Origin of the sequence: uncultured Veillonella sp., assembly GCF_963524655.1 — a bacterium.
GTDB lineage: Bacteria > Bacillota > Negativicutes > Veillonellales > Veillonellaceae > Veillonella.
Genome location: NZ_CAURHA010000017.1, coordinates 22533 through 38011 on the forward strand (window position 1 = coordinate 22533; position 15479 = coordinate 38011).

The following is a 15479-nucleotide window of genomic DNA, read 5'->3' on the forward strand; positions in this document are numbered from 1 at the left end:
TGTTTATATGGTAAATACAATGTATCTACTGTTACATTGTATCACGTCATATCAAAAATTATCAATATATTACTCGCCACAGAATTCTTTAGTTAAAGCACCTAGAATTTCCATGCCCTTTGTAATTTCTTCTACAGTTGGCACCGTATAGCTCAAGCGGAACGCATGGCCTTCCCCTGCACCATCTGCTGCAAAGGCACCACATTTAATAATCCCTACATTGCGGTCCATACATGCTTCAAAGAAGTCATCACAGTTAACTTCAGCTGGCATAGTCATCCATGCAAACATACCTCCTGTAGGCTTAGTTAAATGAACTTTAGAGCTGGCATACTTGTCAAAAGCGTTAAGTAAAGCATCGCATTTCATTTTATATACTTTGCGCACATTATCTAAATGCTCATCATAGTCAATGGTATCTAGCACTTTAGCCACAACTTTTTGAGTGACTAATGGCATTTGACCTGCTGTATTATTTTTTAATGCTTGAATAGCTTCTATTACCTTCGCTGGGCCAAATAAGAAACCTACACGCAAGCCTGCAGATAATGTCTTGGAATAAGAACCTGCATAAAGAACACGATCTTCTGAATCAAAAGATTTAAAGGTCGGGATGTATTCTCCAGCAAATCGAATTTCACCATATGGATCATCTTCATAGATAAACAAATCATACTTAGATGCAATAGCGTAAATTTCTTTACGGCGTTCCAACGGCATCGTAATGCCTGTTGGATTTTGGAAGTTAGGAATGAGATAAATATATTTTCCCTTGCCAGATTGAGCAGCTTTCTCTAATTCACTTGGAATCATGCCGTGCTCATCTGTTTTAATACCTAATGCTTTACCACCCATATTTCGTACGGAATTAATAGCACTGGTAAAAGTAAACTCATCCATATATACTTCATCGCCTGGTTCTAATACAGTAATCGGTACAAGACCTAATAATTGACCAGCCCCATTAGAGATAATGAGCCCTTGACCTTTTGGGTTCATCTTATGTGTTTTTACTAAACGCCTCAATGTTAGCTCAGCTAGTCGTGCATCGCCTTGCATAGGCCCATATTGTAAAAGACTCATAGGATTAGAGTGAACCACTTCGTCAAAAGCCTTTTCGATAACCTCAACAGGAATGGCTTCAGGTGCAGGATTACCAATACCAAAGCTGATAAAACCTTCTACCCCTACACCACGTTCAAATACTTCACGAATAAAATTAGGACCTTTTAAGGTAACCCGTTCTGGAAGAGAAAAGCTCATACTATCGCCTCTTTCATATATAATAAGTTCAAAATTTTAACTAAGATTAGAAATTGTTAAGCCTTAGGATCGTGCTCTTGTTCAGCATTCTTCTTATCCATGTAATTCTTGTATACTTTCCATAGTATAAAGTACACTACGCCTGTAACAACTACGATAATTCCTAAGCGCCCCATATTCTCTTGGAAGTTAACTATATCTGTACCAATAGCCACTTCAAGAGCGGTAGATGGAAACTTACCGATTAAATTCGCTAAGATATAATCTCTTGGTTTAATCTTACTAATGGCGCCTAATGCAGTGATGACCCCAGACGGAAAATATGGTAAAGACCGGGCAAATAACATGACCACAAAACCATTTTTACCGGAGAAATCATCTACTTTCATCAAAACTGTACTCTTTTCAATGAGCTTATCCGCTGTATCACGCAAAAAGTAACGCATAATATAAAAGCTGATGACTACCCCAATAGTTTCAGCTAGCCAAGAAATGATAATCCCTGGCCACATGCCGAATACTAGACCATTCGCAGTAGAAATAAAAATGGATGGTAAGAATCCTACAGCATTAACGAAAATATCGAGGACCATACTCACAACCATAGCCATAGGACCAAAGCTTTGAATATATTCTGCTATTTCCTCCATAGAACCACTCGTCGCCAAGTGCCACATGGTTGGATAGAATGTAGGATCTATTATATTTATGACAATTAATAGGACAATAAAACCTAGTCCTGCTATTAACTGTACCCAACCCTCACCAGAAGGCTTTAAATTTCTTTTACTCATATATACCTCGTATTAAAAAGACTAGCTTAATTATATCACGTATTCTATAGACACGTTATATATAGTTATCTGCCTTTGATTCCAATCTAATTAGCATAAAAATAATTGAAAGATGTATAATACAATTATAACAAGAATATTCTTAACGGAAAGAAGGTATATTATGGTATCAGCAGGTCAAACAGCTACAGCAACTGTTACAGTAACAGAATCTAATATTGCAAAAACTATGAAATCTGGTTCTTTAGAGGTCTTTGCTACACCAGCTATGTGTGCTCTTATGGAAGAGGCAGCACAAGCGGCAGTACAACCCCATTTAGAAGAAGGAGAAGGCACTGTAGGTATCTCCCTATCGATCACTCATGAGGCTCCTACTCCGCTTGGTGCAATAGTAACTGCTAAAGCGACGGTAAGTGCTGTAGAAGGTCGTAAAATCACCTTTGATATCGAAGCCTCTGATGGCGTTGGTATCATTGGTCACGGCACACATGAACGCTTCGTTATTAACAACGAAAAATTTATGGCTAAAGTAGCAAGCCGAGCAAAATCTAACTAAATAAAACCAGAATATGTATCCATCAAAATCAATAGTTTAATACTATCTCTAGTGGAATAAACAACGGCATCTATCAGACGATAGATGCCGTTTTTATTACTTTCACATTTACATAATTCAAAAAAGAATTAGCAAATTTCAACAATCCAACCTTCTGGCGCTTCAATTTCACAGTGTTGAATGCCGAGTAATGTGTCATATAATTTTTTAGTGATAGGCCCCATATCATCCATACCAGCAGGTACATGGATATCACCATCTTTAGTGTGAATCAAACCTACAGGAGAGATAACTGCTGCTGTACCACAAAGACCAATTTCCGCAAAGTCTTTCAATTCATCTACGTGTACAGGACGATGTTCTACCTCCATGCCAAGGTAATGTTCTGCTACGTACATCAAGGAACGACGTGTAATAGATGGCAAGATACTATCAGATTTAGGTGTTACTAATTTGCCGTCTTTAGTGATAAAGATGAAGTTAGCACCACCAGTTTCTTCAACATGTGTGCGAGTAGCCGCATCAAGGTACATGTTTTCTGCGTAACCTTCATTGTGCGCATCTGTAATAGCGTACAAGCTCATAGCATAGTTTAAGCCCGCTTTAATATGACCAGTACCATGAGGAGCAGCACGGTCAAAATCAGTAGTACGGATTTTAATCGGTTTAGCGCCACCTTTGAAGTAAGGGCCTACTGGTGTAGTTAAGATACGGAATTGGTATTCATCTGCTGGTTTTACGCCGATAACAGAATTTGTACCCATCATGTAAGGACGAACATAAAGGCTTGCACCATGACCATATGGAGGAACAAAGTCTTTGTTTGCTTTTACTACTTCTTTTACAGCCTCAATAAAGCGACCTTCAGGTAACTTAGGCATTACAAGACGTTCTGCAGATTCATCTAAACGAATTGCATTAAGATCTGGACGGAAACATACAATACGTCCGTCTTTAGTATAATATGCTTTTAAACCTTCAAAAATAGTTTGGGCATATTGGAATACACCAGCACATTCGTTTAATACAACATTAGAATCAGTGATTAAACCACCTTCATCCCATTTACCATCTTTATATGTAGTCAAATAACGGTAGTCGGTTTCTACATAACCAAAACCGAGATTATCCCAATCGATATTCTTGCTCATAACAATAACCTCCATGCTTATTAATATACTTATAATCTTAACACTATGAGCAAGTTATTTCAACATATTCTATAGAGGACAGAGATTAGACATGTAATAAGTTAAGTAAACTTAAGTACAAAATATAGAATATCACTTATTTTGATGCCTTATAAATCATATGGATCATCATATCTATAACGATCGGTATCATAAATAATTTCTATGTCTTTATCTATAATAAATTTAGTTCGTTTCAAATCATAAGGTACGTCGTAACGCGTATGATATGAAATAGATTCTACACGACCAGTACGAACCGCATTATCGGATCCAAACGGAACTTTTACAATATCTCCTTCATATATATCATTTCTATCAGTACGATAATAAAATTCCTGGTTTATCTTAAAAATATATACAGAACAATACGTATAAATTCTTCTATCAGATATATGATTTGATTGTAAAAACTCTTGTAAAGATTTATCTCTTGTATGAGCATGTATAAAATTAATTAGATTTTTATACCAAGTGGGCACATACTGATCAGTTACATTCCCTATAAACAATGTATCCTCTTTATGCGCCCATTTAATACGTACTGTTACTATACCACCACGAGCAGGGTCTCTATCAAGGTCATGACTTTCACTAAGACTAAAGGAATCAAGACTATATAGCGTTTCACCAATGTGAAAGTCAATATCTTGCTTCAATTGATGAATCATTTGATTATCTACATACTCTCTATGACTATGGCTAGAGTGACCAAATTGCTTACTATTACAATCAATGGAAATAGACGGCTCATTCCAATTAAAATTCAATGTATTTACGTCACCATAGTCTTGGTACATATTTTTTTGCACTTCAATATGAATATCTTGAATTCTATCTTTTTCTCGATTTCCATCAAATAAAAGTAATGTAGGCATACCTAGAATTTGTCTGAATAGTATAGACATGGCCCTCAGGGTATTATCAAAAGGAAATTCATATATAAATTCCTGATCCTCAGTGTTGATGAGCTGTACTTGGACAGCACACTCATCCTCATCATATAGGTCAATATCATCGGAAAATCTAAGCCCCATAAGTTCTAATAGATATTGTTTTTTAGATTCGTCAATTGAGTACTCCTTAGTAGTTAAGGATTCTATTTTACCCTCTACAGGTTTCGAGATATGCTCCCATTTAATGCCATAGGTAACACTAATGGCTTCCTTAATAGAAATATGTTGTATCTCTTCAATATAGTAATCTTTACGATTTAATTTCACTTCCTTTGGAACGCTATCTGGTAAATCACCATACCAACTACTCGTACTTATGATGTCACAAGATACTACGGTACCTATAAATTTATCTGTCACATTTCTATGCATATACATAGGAACTCCTCCTTTTATTACTTTGTTTAAGTATAATAAACAGGATGTGACAAAAATGCCTCTATATAATTATTTCGTCAAAAATATTCTTTACATACCGATTTATATTATAATTAACTTACAATATATGTATCTCATCTCCTAAGGAGCTATCTCTCATGAAAGAATCTACTAACCGTACCCTAATTACTAATCCCAAAAACATTATCTGTATCGGTTTAAACTATGCAGACCATATAGAGGAAACTAGTCTTGCTACACATGATTTTCCAGAAATCTTTATGAAAACATCTAATGCATTGGCGTCACATCAAGATATAGTTCCAATTCAAGATAAAAACCTTCATTATGATTACGAAGGAGAACTGGTTATCATCATTGGTAAGGCTGGTAAAAATATATCTCGTGAACAGGCCAGAGACCATATATTAGGCTATACCATTGGAAATGATGTTTCAGCTCGAGCCTTACAATTTAGAGGCTCTCAATGGATTCTCGGCAAATCACTAGATAACTTTGCCCCTATCGGTCCTACTATTGTTTCTCCAGATGATTTTGATTTTGACAATGCAACTATTACTACAACAGTAAATGGTGAAATACGTCAACAAGCCAAATTACAACAAATGATGTTTAAACCGGACGCGATTATCGAATTTGTATCCCAGTATATTACACTACAGGAAGGTGACATTATCTTTACAGGTACACCTAGTGGTGTTGTACTTGGTAAAAATGAAAAACGATATGGTTGGTTAAAATCAGGAGATACCGTATCTATATCGATTAGTGGCATTGGTACCTTAGTAAATCAATTTAAATAGTCCCACCTATATATACCAAAAGAGATTACCTATGATGTGTCTATCCATCATGAGTAATCTCTTTCTTCTTTTTCTATGAGTCTATTTAAATATGATTTTACAATCTAATATGTACTATTTATGTTTCGCTTCAAGATCAAGCATATATTTCTTGCGTTCAATACCGCCAGCATAGCCAGTTAATTTACCATTACTACCTATAACACGATGACAAGGAATAATGATCGAAATAGGATTATGACCTATAGCACCTCCTACTGCTTGGGCAGACATCGTATCTTTTCCTTTGCTCTTAGCAATCTCTTTGCCAATATCACCATAGGTGGTAGTTACTCCATAAGGGATTGTTTGTAACACAGACCATACAGATTTACGGAATTCAGTGCCTTCTAGTTTAATTGGCGGAATAATAAAAGGCTTCTTACCAGTAAAGTATTGATCTAGCCACATTTTAGTCACTTCAAAAGGACCTGTTAGTTGTTCGATATATTCCGCATCATCATAACTTGGTGCATGTGCTTCATCTACAAAGAATAAGTCTGTTAAGTAGGTTAATGTACCAAGCATAATCATAGTTCCTAATGGACTTTCATAGGTGTATTTATAATTCATAGTACATTAACTCCTTCTAAAACTAACCAATCATCCATAACTTTTTGTAAGTCATATTAAATGATACAGTATTTTTATAAATTTCAAAAGGTGTAGGTTCCTATTCCCTATTAATGAGTGCATATAAAGTATCTATATTATGATAATAATTTGTTGTAGATATCATAATCTATATCCTTAAATACATTAAATACCACTTGTATTTTACTATTTGTTTCTTTTAAATATGTTCGTACCGTATCTATGGCAATCTGTGCTGCTTCTTCATTAGGGAATCTAAACTCACCAGTAGAGATACAGCAGAATGCAATGGAGTGTAAATTATAAGCATTAGCTAGTTGTAAACAGGACCGATAACACGAAGCTAGTTCATTTTTCTCCTTATCTGTTACACCTTCATAAATAATAGGACCTACCGTATGAAGCACATGCTTTGCCGGTAAATTATACCCATGGGTCATACGAGCCACTCCCGCTCTTTCAGGCATTTCCATATACTCAGTCATTCTAGCACATTCCATTCGAAGCTCTATACCAGCAAAGGTATGGATTTCATTATCGATACACTTATGATTTGGAGCAAAACATCCGAGCAATTTATTATTGGCTGCATTTACAATAGCATCTACAGATAATCGAGTAATATCTCCTTGCCACAAATAAATCTGAGGCTCTCGCTCTTTCATATCATTAATGGTTACGATTCCCTTTTCATGGGCCAATATATTTAAATATTCAGACTCTATCTTCATCCATTCAAGAGGCATTCCACCAGCAGGACGAATATTACATAAAGATCTAAAGAGAGTAAATTGCTCTTCTTCATTCATAGGGATATCTATATGTTCGTTATGCCTCTCTTTGTATTCTGCTACTAAGCCTTCAACCAAATAACGTAACCGTTCTTGCTGTGTCATATGTAACTCCTTTTTGTATTGACTATACTTTCACCTATTAAATAACAAAAAACTGCTAGCACATACATATGCATATGCTAGCAGTAACTTTACTGTAAATATTCTTATAGTTTTAATTATATTATATCCAATATTAAGGTCTTACGAAAGCTTGACCACCATGATTAACGAGGATATCCCCATCTAATACTTTGGTGGTAACGTTTTGTAGACTACCTTGAATTTGACTCATCATAAATCGATATCCTGGACTATTTACATGTTTAGTAAGAGCTGCTTGGTCGCTATAAACTTGGAATACATACCAACGATTTTTTGCGTTTCTTTCACGGAAAACATAACCAGCCTTAAAGCCCACATCATCGCGCACGGCCCGTTCAATATCGAGTTGATACTGACGTTGTACTGCGTCAATATCATTGCTATTAACAGTAAACTCTGTTAATGTCACTACTGCTTTACCATCATTGACGATGGATAAAGCATCTTTTTTCTCAAGCAATAATACAGATTGTACATCATACATTTTACGATTTGTTAATTTAGAACCTACTTCATTAACAAAGGCTTGATAATGATCAGACTTGCGATGCGCTTCAATGGCAGCTAAATCTTTATAAATTTCTACTACATAAGACTCAGATGGATTTCCTTTTACATGAGCTACATTCATAGATAATGTATTAGGTTCTTTCTCCATAGATGCTGTTAGATTGGCAACACCTGCACTGTTATATGTGCCCTGTAACTCTGTAGGAACTTGATAGCGATACATGCCTACACTAGGTGCTGTGTCTAAACCTTCATCACGTTCCATAACAAGTGCCGCAAAGGATGTACTAACACCTAATACAGCAATCGCAGAGGTTACAAGAATACGTTTTAATAATTTTCTATTCATACATGCTCCAGTTCGACTAAATTACAATGTAATATATTCTACTATTGTACCATGTTCTTCAATAAGTTTAACTAAGTCTTTTCCTTGTAACCATACGGTAGCATCATTTTGATTAGGATGTATACCGATTAGATTATCTTTATAATCCGCATCAATGTAGTAATGTACCTTACGGTCTTCATCGTGGAGCAAACAGAATGGAGATACGTGACCTGGTTTAATCTTCAAAATATCCCATAGCTCTTCTTCGGAACCAAAGGAAATCTTTTTAAGCTTATGATCCTTACGGAACTGTTTTAGATCCACACGCTTAGAACCACGAACGGTAATCAAATAATAATGTTCCCGTTTATGGTCTCGAATGAATAAATTCTTTGCATCCCACTCAGGATATGGCAACTCTACATTGGGCTTATCATCCATACTAAATAGCGGTGCGTGATCCGTAATTTCAAAATCGATATGATGGTCACGTAAGCAATCATATACGCCTTGTTTATCTAACATGTAATACCTCTAATATAATTTGGTGAAAGTAAACATCATAGTAAAAGCAACTATACATGTTAATTATACACCAATCTTATTCTGAGACTGTATAGGTTCCATCAAATACAAATAATTCAGGATGTTCATGTACAAATACATCTTCAAATATGCCTTCATATTCATAGACTACATCGTCTTTTCCATCTAGGAAATCGAATAATTCAGCCTCATTTTCCCAATCTTGTAAAATAGTCCATCGTTCTTCTCTATTAAATGGAACAGAACCACCAAAATAATCGATTACGGATTGTAAATTATCTGCTAGTATTTCCATCTTAAAGAGGCGTAACCCTGCAAGAGCATCTTCCCATACAATGCCTGTAGAGTTATAGAAGAACTGATGATGCCCACCATTATTAACCTCAGCGAAATACCAGCATATAGCGTTAAGATATCGTTGCTCTACGGTGAACACTTTTGCAGATTCTAAATAGTCATCATACGAACCATAAATATTGATAGTCCAATAGGCAGGCTCATTTATAGTCCACATATCATCTGTAGCTAAAATTTCTTCTACAGTGATAGTTCGTTGACGAGGTACACCTTCTCTTTTCTTCTTTTTTTCTGCTATATACTTGCTATAGTTTAAGCATAAATCAGGATAGTCAACTTCACATTTTTCAAAATCCATTTGTAAACGGCACATATCCATGACTTCAAAGCAGTATTCCTTTATATCATTTCGATCTTCTTTAGTAGCTAATCGTACACCATTATCTACTAAAGCTAACATCTGTTGCATGTTCTCTGATGTATAGGCCTCATGATTAGCAGAAGCAATAGAGCCATGGGAGTACGCACAGCGATAATGCCACACTGCATCTCTATGTTCTGTATCGATGGTCTTGAATACTTTAATAGCTTCTTCTGGTTTATCGTTATTGTTATAGGCTCTACCAAGCTCGCCTAATAAAGGTACAGATAAGTTATCGATGCCAATCCCAGTCAACACATCGATAATGATTTCCTCTTGACCGATATCATTAAGATCTTTAATAGTTTGCAACTGTTCAGCATCAGACAATGATAAAAACTGCTCAACACTCATAGACATACAATACACGTCCCCTCATATCATTAATATGTATATGAACTCATCTTATCATAATAATAACAAACAACACAAAATAATAAGCACAAAACAATAACTGACTGATTTTAAAATAATAGTTTATAACAAAAACAGCTATTTACTAGCTACCAAGCCATACGACAAATACAGGAGTACCTTCATCATCATCAGAAACATCGTCGGCATCGTCAGCATCGAATTCGTGATCATCATAGGCTAGGTTTTCAAAGAATACATGATCACCAAGCTCTTTATTGGCCATTGTGTTATGTATCTTAAAAAGAATCTCTTCAGTAGTAAAGTACTGGCCATTATCTGCTTTGAAGCGAGCATAGATTTCTACTTGCCACATACCGTCTTCTTTATCGTATTCTTCTAATTCATCGTCTTCGTATAAGTATTCATTAGGATGAAGCTGACTTTTACTTTCAATCCAAGCTTCATAGCTTACAAGAATTTCAGGCTCTACTAATGGCGGTAAATTATCACGATTAACATTATGCTCTTCTAAGCATTCATAAAACGCCTTAAGAAACTCTTCTCTAGTATAAGTAGTTTTATTAAAAACCCAAGGAATCCCCTTAAACTCATGATAGTAACCTTCATATATTTTATTACCATCTTTATCAGTACCGAGATATTCAATCTGCTCAGTATTCTCATCCTTGTTAAACAGTTTTTTTATGGTATCAAAAATCATAGGATAATCCTCCTTGTCATCCTTTAAACTAATAGAGGTTAATGAGAACTCTACTACTTCACAACACCAAACTAATCTATGTATCTAAAGTAGCTCTTTTACCATTTTTATGACAATATATCAGCCATCAATAGCAAAGTAATTTAAATCTTCAAACTCATCGTCCCAAAATTCAAAGCAAAATATATGCGTATGATCAAAGGTTTGTTCACAATAGGTTACAGTACCTAGCTCTGGATCAATTTGAGGGATACCGATCCGTTCTTTCACATCATCTATAGTAATAGATTCATCATACATTTCTTGTATGTCTTCAAGCATAAAAGCAGCAATCTTATCAATATTTTTATGGTAATTTTTGGCAAGAACTTTTACAGTATCTAAATAATCACCTGATGGTTTCTCATCCCAACAGAATTCTAAGCCTTCATAAAGAAGTCTATAATCACAATATCTCTCATTATATACGAGTTCATTTTCACTCATAGGCATCCTCTCTCTCATCACAATGCTTTGATTTCAAAATTACTAAAATACTTTCTCAATATTCTACACGAAGGCTATATAAAATAACGTAGCCAAAAGCACAAAAGTACAATAATTTAATTTATTTTATTACTGTTATAAGTTTGCGTGTACAGTAAGTGCCCTTCGCATAAGCGAAGGGCTAATCTATTATATCTCTATTAGTTAGCTACCACAGCATATATAGAATACAGGTATACCATCTTCGTTATCTATAAGCCCGTAGCCTTCACATTCATGGCCTTCGTATTCAATACCTTCAAAGAATACGTGATCACCCAGTTCTTTATTAGCCATTAGATTATGCAATTTAAAGAGCAACTCTTCTCTTGTAAAATATGTACCATTATCCGCTACGAGATGAGCCATGATTTCTACTTGCCACATACCGTCTTCTTTATCGTCTTCAAGTAGTTCTTCATCGGTTACACGTTCATTATCAAAGAGTTGGTCTACACTTTCAATCCATGCTTCATAGGTTACTAGAATTTCAGGTTCATCTAATCTATCGTCGTCATCTGCTTGATCATCATCTGTATATTTCTTTACATTTTCATTGTATTCTTTGGAAAACTCTTCTCTGCTATATGTTTTCTTATTAAATACCCAATGTAGTACATCATATGTAGGATAGTTATCTTCTTCGTATTCATTAGCGTCTTCAATATGGTTATCTTCTGTAGTCTTTTTAGTCTTTTTACTATTTTTATTATCAAAGACATTCTTAATGGTTTCAAATATGACAGGATAATCCGCCTTGTACTCTTTTGGCTTGATTTGAGTTAATAGGTATTTTACAACTTCACAACACCAGCCCAGCTGTTTATCTAAATGAGCCTCTTTAGTCATTTTCATAGCTGTCTCTATTAACTGTAATGCCTTCTGTACATGTTCAGATTCGTAGCTTTCACCAATAGCTAACGTCGCATGAGCATAGCCACAGCGATAATACCAAGACCAATCGCGATGTGTTTCATCTATACGATTAAATAAATCAATAGCCTCTGCTGCGCGGCCATTATTGTTATACATACGTCCTAAGGTGCTTAATAGTATAGGTGACAAATTATCGATGCCTATGTTAGTTAATAGCTCCATAGCACGATCGATGTCTAAGTCCTCTTGTTCATTAAGGAGCTTAACCTTATCCGCATCACTTAAAGATTGAAACTCTTCATCCGTAATCTCTTCTATACTGATATATAAGTTCTTAATAAAGTCACCAAAGTTATCTGCTAACAGAGTGATTGAGTAATCACCTTCTTGGTCAACACGTACTACCTTAGGTTCACCAGTAGGACCACACTCACGATAATCGAGGAAAATCATATCATGCCCACCAGAAATCGTATCGGCTACAACGATACCGATAGGAGGATACTCCCATTTAGAAATCCAAAACTCATTACCCATCTCACCTATAAGAGAGTATTTTTTATCTCTATCGATGCCATATATGCCGGTTACATATACACAGTCGCCATTATTATTTATAAAGCAGTTCTTATTCAATACACCGCCATTATGGTTTTTAAGTAGCTCTACATATGCTGTAGGCAATGTATAGCCTAGTTCAGCTTCAACATCCTTAATATCCTTATCCGTAACCGATTTACCTATATAGGATTCAAATGCATAGTCACAATCATTCCAAAATCCGATCCAATTAAAGTCTTTCAAATCACTCATAATACGCTCTCCTAGTTACATAGATTATCTTAATCAAATGGTTTCTCATCAGTGGAATATTCTTTAATTAAAGCTTTTACCCTGCGTCGTATCAAATTGGTATCAACCATATAGGAAAAAATGATATAAGGAGATACATTTATAATCCCTATAGGCGCTAAAATAAGTGCTACTCGCAATAGGTCAAGTGAATATGCATACCACTTAAAATCGATGGTACTTAAAATGGGTGTGACATAGTCAAAGGCTTTTATCTCCCATTGCATTAGCGGATTTAATTCTTCACTTGTTCCTAATAGCCAAACGAAACTTACAGCAAAGATCAATGCATATACTATGCCAACTGGAATCAATATTTTCGCTCTCTTTTTTAACAGATTACGGCAAATCTCATCTTCTTCCTCTGGTGTTACATCGTATACCATATTACATTCAATCTGAATCCGTCTAAATCGATAGCGAATATACTTATACAAAAGGTTATTCGGTGTATATAGCATAATAAGCTCCACAGTATCCTTTACAGGCTTTCTATCTCAGGTCTTAAATCTAACACGATTTCCCAATCATCTAATGATGGCACCTTATGATGAGTAATAAAATCTTCTATTATTTGTAATACCTCTTGATGGCCCAGCTCATTCTTACCATATATGATGGCGCCTCGGTCACCATCATTAGTTACACTAAGCTCTATGTGTAATAAATCGGTATCTCGATCACTACAAACCTGTACAAAGTTATACAGTTTATTATCTATGGAGATTGCCTTTGATGGAGAAATAAATACGAAGTCTTGCTCTTGGTCCTCAATAGCATACAGATTTTGTTCAACTTCATTCAGTGTAATCCCTTCATATTTATAGGTGCCTACATCAATGGACCAATCCGTATATGTTTTCTCAAATGTATCTGTCATATGTATTGCCTTTCCTTTACGATATATCCTAAAACAAGGTTTCTAATTGGCCTGCCATATCGGACATAAACTCATCAAATTTACAAAGCTCTCGCAGTTCTTGATGTTCTATATCATAACAAGAAATCTTTTTAGACTTAGGGTCCCACACAATTTGCCATTCATTATACTCACCTAGTTCTTTAGATAAACGTAATAGATTACGACGACCTAATTTAAATGGAATCGTATCTGTAAGTGGGAAGAACTCTATAGATATAAAATCTGAGTCTGGCAATTCAAAATAGAGCGTATCTCCCTCTAAAAACGATACTAATGCCTTTGGTAATTTAAATGGCTTTAACTGATCCATTTTATTTTGTATATCATGAAACTCAGCAGGCTCTAAAAATTTAAAATACTCGGCCATTTCCATATCGCCTTTTTCAATAGCAATGCTATAGGGGCGCATACCATCCTTTTCCGTGATGGTCACATCAGCGCCATGTTCTACCAAATACTTACACATTTTTAAATCCACATACCGTGCTGCTACGCACAATGGGGTTGGCTTAAAGGGATATACAGAATCAGGCTTGTTGTAGTTAATATCTACACCATTACGAATAAAGAAATCTAGAACATCATAATTTCTATCTGTAATGGCATTTCTGAAAGCTTTACCGCCATACTTCTGCACCGTATGGCCTAAGTCATGAATAATCTGTAAGTGATTATATTTCTTGCCATATAAGGCAGCTTGAAAGGCATCTACTTTCACACGGTTTAAGGCGTGAATATTAGCACCATGAGTCACAACATAGTCGATAATCTCTTTATTACCATACCGTACAGCTAATAAGAAACTTGGATTTTCCTCATCATTTAGATCAGCGTCATTCTCAACTAACCATTGAACACTTGGCAAACAACACATAACAAGAGCTAATTCTAAAGGTGTATGCTCACTATACTCGCTAATTTGTACAGGCTCATCTATATCCCAAACACTATTTAATGCACTTTCAAGTGCTGTTATATTTCCATTTATAATATCTGTCACTAACTTTGGTACAGATTCAAAACTGCCTAAGTCCTTAAGATGTATCATATGTGTCTCTCCCTTATAATACGACCTTATATGTATACTGATGATTCATAGTTAAATTATACTAAATTTATTGTAGTTTTTGATATAGAAAAAGACTCTTACCAAAGTAAGAGACTGAACCGACCTCCTGAACGTTAAGATTTTTGGTCTAACATTAAGAGGTCGGTTTAAAAGCTGTCAAATTCAAAGGATATTTTAGACAGACTTGATAAATTGCAAGAAAAGAAGAATCCCCTCATGCAAGAGTATTCGTCCTCAAAAACCACGATGGACGAGCTTTACAAAATACGAAAAAATTATGGAATTTATATGGGTAAGGAAATGGAGAGATAACCATCTTCTTATTAACCCCTACTATATTAAGCATCATTCATACATTGTAAAAGCTCATAATTCTGAACATACATCTCATTATTTAGTAAGCTATATTTTTCATTTTCTAAAACTGTTATATTTATATTCGAATTAATGCTATAATCTTTTTCTGAAAATCCTATTGCCGAAACAATTAACTGACTAAATTGATCTGATGATTCCATAA

18 protein-coding genes and 1 pseudogene are annotated in these 15479 nt (G+C 35.2%); 3 read left to right on the forward strand and 16 right to left on the reverse strand.

All coding sequences use genetic code 11. From position 1 onward, the window contains the following. Positions 1–69 precede the first annotated feature (69 nt). Complete coding sequence (locus RYM16_RS04850) at positions 70–1263, reverse strand: PLP-dependent aminotransferase family protein (protein ID WP_009372130.1); 1194 nt, start codon at positions 1261–1263, stop codon at positions 70–72. 56 nt (positions 1264–1319) lie between these two features. Then, complete coding sequence (locus RYM16_RS04855; protein WP_314982660.1) at positions 1320–2057, reverse strand: TVP38/TMEM64 family protein; 738 nt, start codon at positions 2055–2057, stop codon at positions 1320–1322. Positions 2058–2220: 163 nt separating this feature from the next. Here RYM16_RS04855 and RYM16_RS04860 point away from each other — a divergent pair, with 163 nt between their 5' ends. Continuing rightward, positions 2221–2613 carry a thioesterase family protein gene (locus tag RYM16_RS04860; protein WP_009372134.1) on the forward strand — a complete coding sequence of 131 codons (393 nt, stop codon included), beginning with the start codon at positions 2221–2223 and terminating at the stop codon, positions 2611–2613. A 128-nt stretch (positions 2614–2741) separates the two neighbouring features. On the opposite strand, the gene RYM16_RS04865 is transcribed toward RYM16_RS04860, so the two are convergent. Together RYM16_RS04865 and RYM16_RS04870 are read right to left on the reverse strand one after the other, a co-directional pair. Next, positions 2742–3764, reverse strand: coding sequence for a branched-chain amino acid aminotransferase (locus tag RYM16_RS04865; RefSeq protein WP_105081080.1), 1023 nt, complete (start codon positions 3762–3764; stop codon positions 2742–2744). Between the two features lie 149 nt (positions 3765–3913). Beyond that, positions 3914–5137 carry a hypothetical protein gene (locus tag RYM16_RS04870; RefSeq protein ID WP_314982662.1) on the reverse strand — a complete coding sequence of 408 codons (1224 nt, stop codon included), beginning with the start codon at positions 5135–5137 and terminating at the stop codon, positions 3914–3916. Positions 5138–5295: 158 nt separating this feature from the next. Here RYM16_RS04870 and RYM16_RS04875 point away from each other — a divergent pair, with 158 nt between their 5' ends. Continuing rightward, positions 5296–5961, forward strand: a complete 666-nt coding sequence (locus RYM16_RS04875) for a fumarylacetoacetate hydrolase family protein (RefSeq protein ID WP_314982664.1) — start codon at positions 5296–5298, stop codon at positions 5959–5961. 114 nt (positions 5962–6075) lie between these two features. Here the strand turns inward: RYM16_RS04875 and RYM16_RS04880 are convergent, their stop codons facing one another. From RYM16_RS04880 to RYM16_RS04930, 11 genes are all read right to left on the reverse strand, one after another. Then, positions 6076–6573, reverse strand: coding sequence for a methylated-DNA--[protein]-cysteine S-methyltransferase (locus RYM16_RS04880; RefSeq protein ID WP_314982666.1), 498 nt, complete (start codon positions 6571–6573; stop codon positions 6076–6078). A gap of 137 nt (positions 6574–6710) precedes the next feature. Continuing rightward, entirely contained in the window at positions 6711–7490 is a 780-nt protein-coding gene (locus RYM16_RS04885; RefSeq protein WP_314982668.1) for a protein-ADP-ribose hydrolase, read from the reverse strand. 133 nt (positions 7491–7623) lie between these two features. Further along, a complete protein-coding gene (locus RYM16_RS04890) occupies positions 7624–8391 on the reverse strand; it encodes an antibiotic biosynthesis monooxygenase (RefSeq protein ID WP_314982670.1) in 768 nt (255 codons plus the stop codon). Between the two features lie 21 nt (positions 8392–8412). Then, on the reverse strand, positions 8413–8898 hold the full coding sequence (locus tag RYM16_RS04895; protein ID WP_009350914.1) for a prolyl-tRNA synthetase associated domain-containing protein: 486 nt from the start codon (positions 8896–8898) through the stop codon (positions 8413–8415). 76 nt (positions 8899–8974) lie between these two features. Beyond that, positions 8975–9997: a DMP19 family protein gene (locus RYM16_RS04900; protein WP_314982671.1), complete on the reverse strand. Its 1023-nt coding sequence runs from the start codon at positions 9995–9997 to the stop codon at positions 8975–8977. A 139-nt stretch (positions 9998–10136) separates the two neighbouring features. Next, entirely contained in the window at positions 10137–10715 is a 579-nt protein-coding gene (locus tag RYM16_RS04905; RefSeq protein WP_314982672.1) for a hypothetical protein, read from the reverse strand. Between the two features lie 120 nt (positions 10716–10835). After that, positions 10836–11201 (reverse strand): hypothetical protein, encoded by a 366-nt coding sequence (locus RYM16_RS04910; protein WP_205112312.1) that lies wholly within the window; start codon positions 11199–11201, stop codon positions 10836–10838. 204 nt (positions 11202–11405) lie between these two features. Continuing rightward, a complete protein-coding gene (locus RYM16_RS04915; protein WP_314982674.1) occupies positions 11406–12929 on the reverse strand; it encodes an SMI1/KNR4 family protein in 1524 nt (507 codons plus the stop codon). 29 nt (positions 12930–12958) lie between these two features. After that, positions 12959–13429: a glycosyl transferase family 4 gene (locus RYM16_RS04920; protein ID WP_314982676.1), complete on the reverse strand. Its 471-nt coding sequence runs from the start codon at positions 13427–13429 to the stop codon at positions 12959–12961. Positions 13430–13449: 20 nt separating this feature from the next. Then, positions 13450–13848 carry a bacteriocin gene (locus tag RYM16_RS04925; protein ID WP_314982678.1) on the reverse strand — a complete coding sequence of 133 codons (399 nt, stop codon included), beginning with the start codon at positions 13846–13848 and terminating at the stop codon, positions 13450–13452. 28 nt (positions 13849–13876) lie between these two features. Further along, positions 13877–14938: an ankyrin repeat domain-containing protein gene (locus RYM16_RS04930; protein WP_314982681.1), complete on the reverse strand. Its 1062-nt coding sequence runs from the start codon at positions 14936–14938 to the stop codon at positions 13877–13879. A gap of 171 nt (positions 14939–15109) precedes the next feature. Between RYM16_RS04930 and RYM16_RS04935 the strand changes: the two are divergent. After that, positions 15110–15271, forward strand: a pseudogene (locus tag RYM16_RS04935) (endonuclease); the annotation flags it as partial. 26 nt (positions 15272–15297) lie between these two features. Here the strand turns inward: RYM16_RS04935 and RYM16_RS04940 are convergent. Continuing rightward, a partial coding sequence (locus RYM16_RS04940) for a hypothetical protein (RefSeq protein WP_314982683.1) occupies positions 15298–15479 on the reverse strand: 182 nt, incomplete at its 5' end.

Coding starts and splice junctions, on each gene's coding strand:
- RYM16_RS04850 (WP_009372130.1), bottom strand. CDS start 1,263: ATGAGCTTTTCTCTTCCAGAACGGGTTACCTTAAAAGGTCCTAATTTT.
- RYM16_RS04855 (WP_314982660.1), bottom strand. CDS start 2,057: ATGAGTAAAAGAAATTTAAAGCCTTCTGGTGAGGGTTGGGTACAGTTA.
- RYM16_RS04860 (WP_009372134.1), top strand. CDS start 2,221: ATGGTATCAGCAGGTCAAACAGCTACAGCAACTGTTACAGTAACAGAA.
- RYM16_RS04865 (WP_105081080.1), bottom strand. CDS start 3,764: ATGAGCAAGAATATCGATTGGGATAATCTCGGTTTTGGTTATGTAGAA.
- RYM16_RS04870 (WP_314982662.1), bottom strand. CDS start 5,137: ATGTATATGCATAGAAATGTGACAGATAAATTTATAGGTACCGTAGTA.
- RYM16_RS04875 (WP_314982664.1), top strand. CDS start 5,296: ATGAAAGAATCTACTAACCGTACCCTAATTACTAATCCCAAAAACATT.
- RYM16_RS04880 (WP_314982666.1), bottom strand. CDS start 6,573: ATGAATTATAAATACACCTATGAAAGTCCATTAGGAACTATGATTATG.
- RYM16_RS04885 (WP_314982668.1), bottom strand. CDS start 7,490: ATGACACAGCAAGAACGGTTACGTTATTTGGTTGAAGGCTTAGTAGCA.
- RYM16_RS04890 (WP_314982670.1), bottom strand. CDS start 8,391: ATGAATAGAAAATTATTAAAACGTATTCTTGTAACCTCTGCGATTGCT.
- RYM16_RS04895 (WP_009350914.1), bottom strand. CDS start 8,898: ATGTTAGATAAACAAGGCGTATATGATTGCTTACGTGACCATCATATC.
- RYM16_RS04900 (WP_314982671.1), bottom strand. CDS start 9,997: ATGTCTATGAGTGTTGAGCAGTTTTTATCATTGTCTGATGCTGAACAG.
- RYM16_RS04905 (WP_314982672.1), bottom strand. CDS start 10,715: ATGATTTTTGATACCATAAAAAAACTGTTTAACAAGGATGAGAATACT.
- RYM16_RS04910 (WP_205112312.1), bottom strand. CDS start 11,201: ATGAGTGAAAATGAACTCGTATATAATGAGAGATATTGTGATTATAGA.
- RYM16_RS04915 (WP_314982674.1), bottom strand. CDS start 12,929: ATGAGTGATTTGAAAGACTTTAATTGGATCGGATTTTGGAATGATTGT.
- RYM16_RS04920 (WP_314982676.1), bottom strand. CDS start 13,429: ATGCTATATACACCGAATAACCTTTTGTATAAGTATATTCGCTATCGA.
- RYM16_RS04925 (WP_314982678.1), bottom strand. CDS start 13,848: ATGACAGATACATTTGAGAAAACATATACGGATTGGTCCATTGATGTA.
- RYM16_RS04930 (WP_314982681.1), bottom strand. CDS start 14,938: ATGATACATCTTAAGGACTTAGGCAGTTTTGAATCTGTACCAAAGTTA.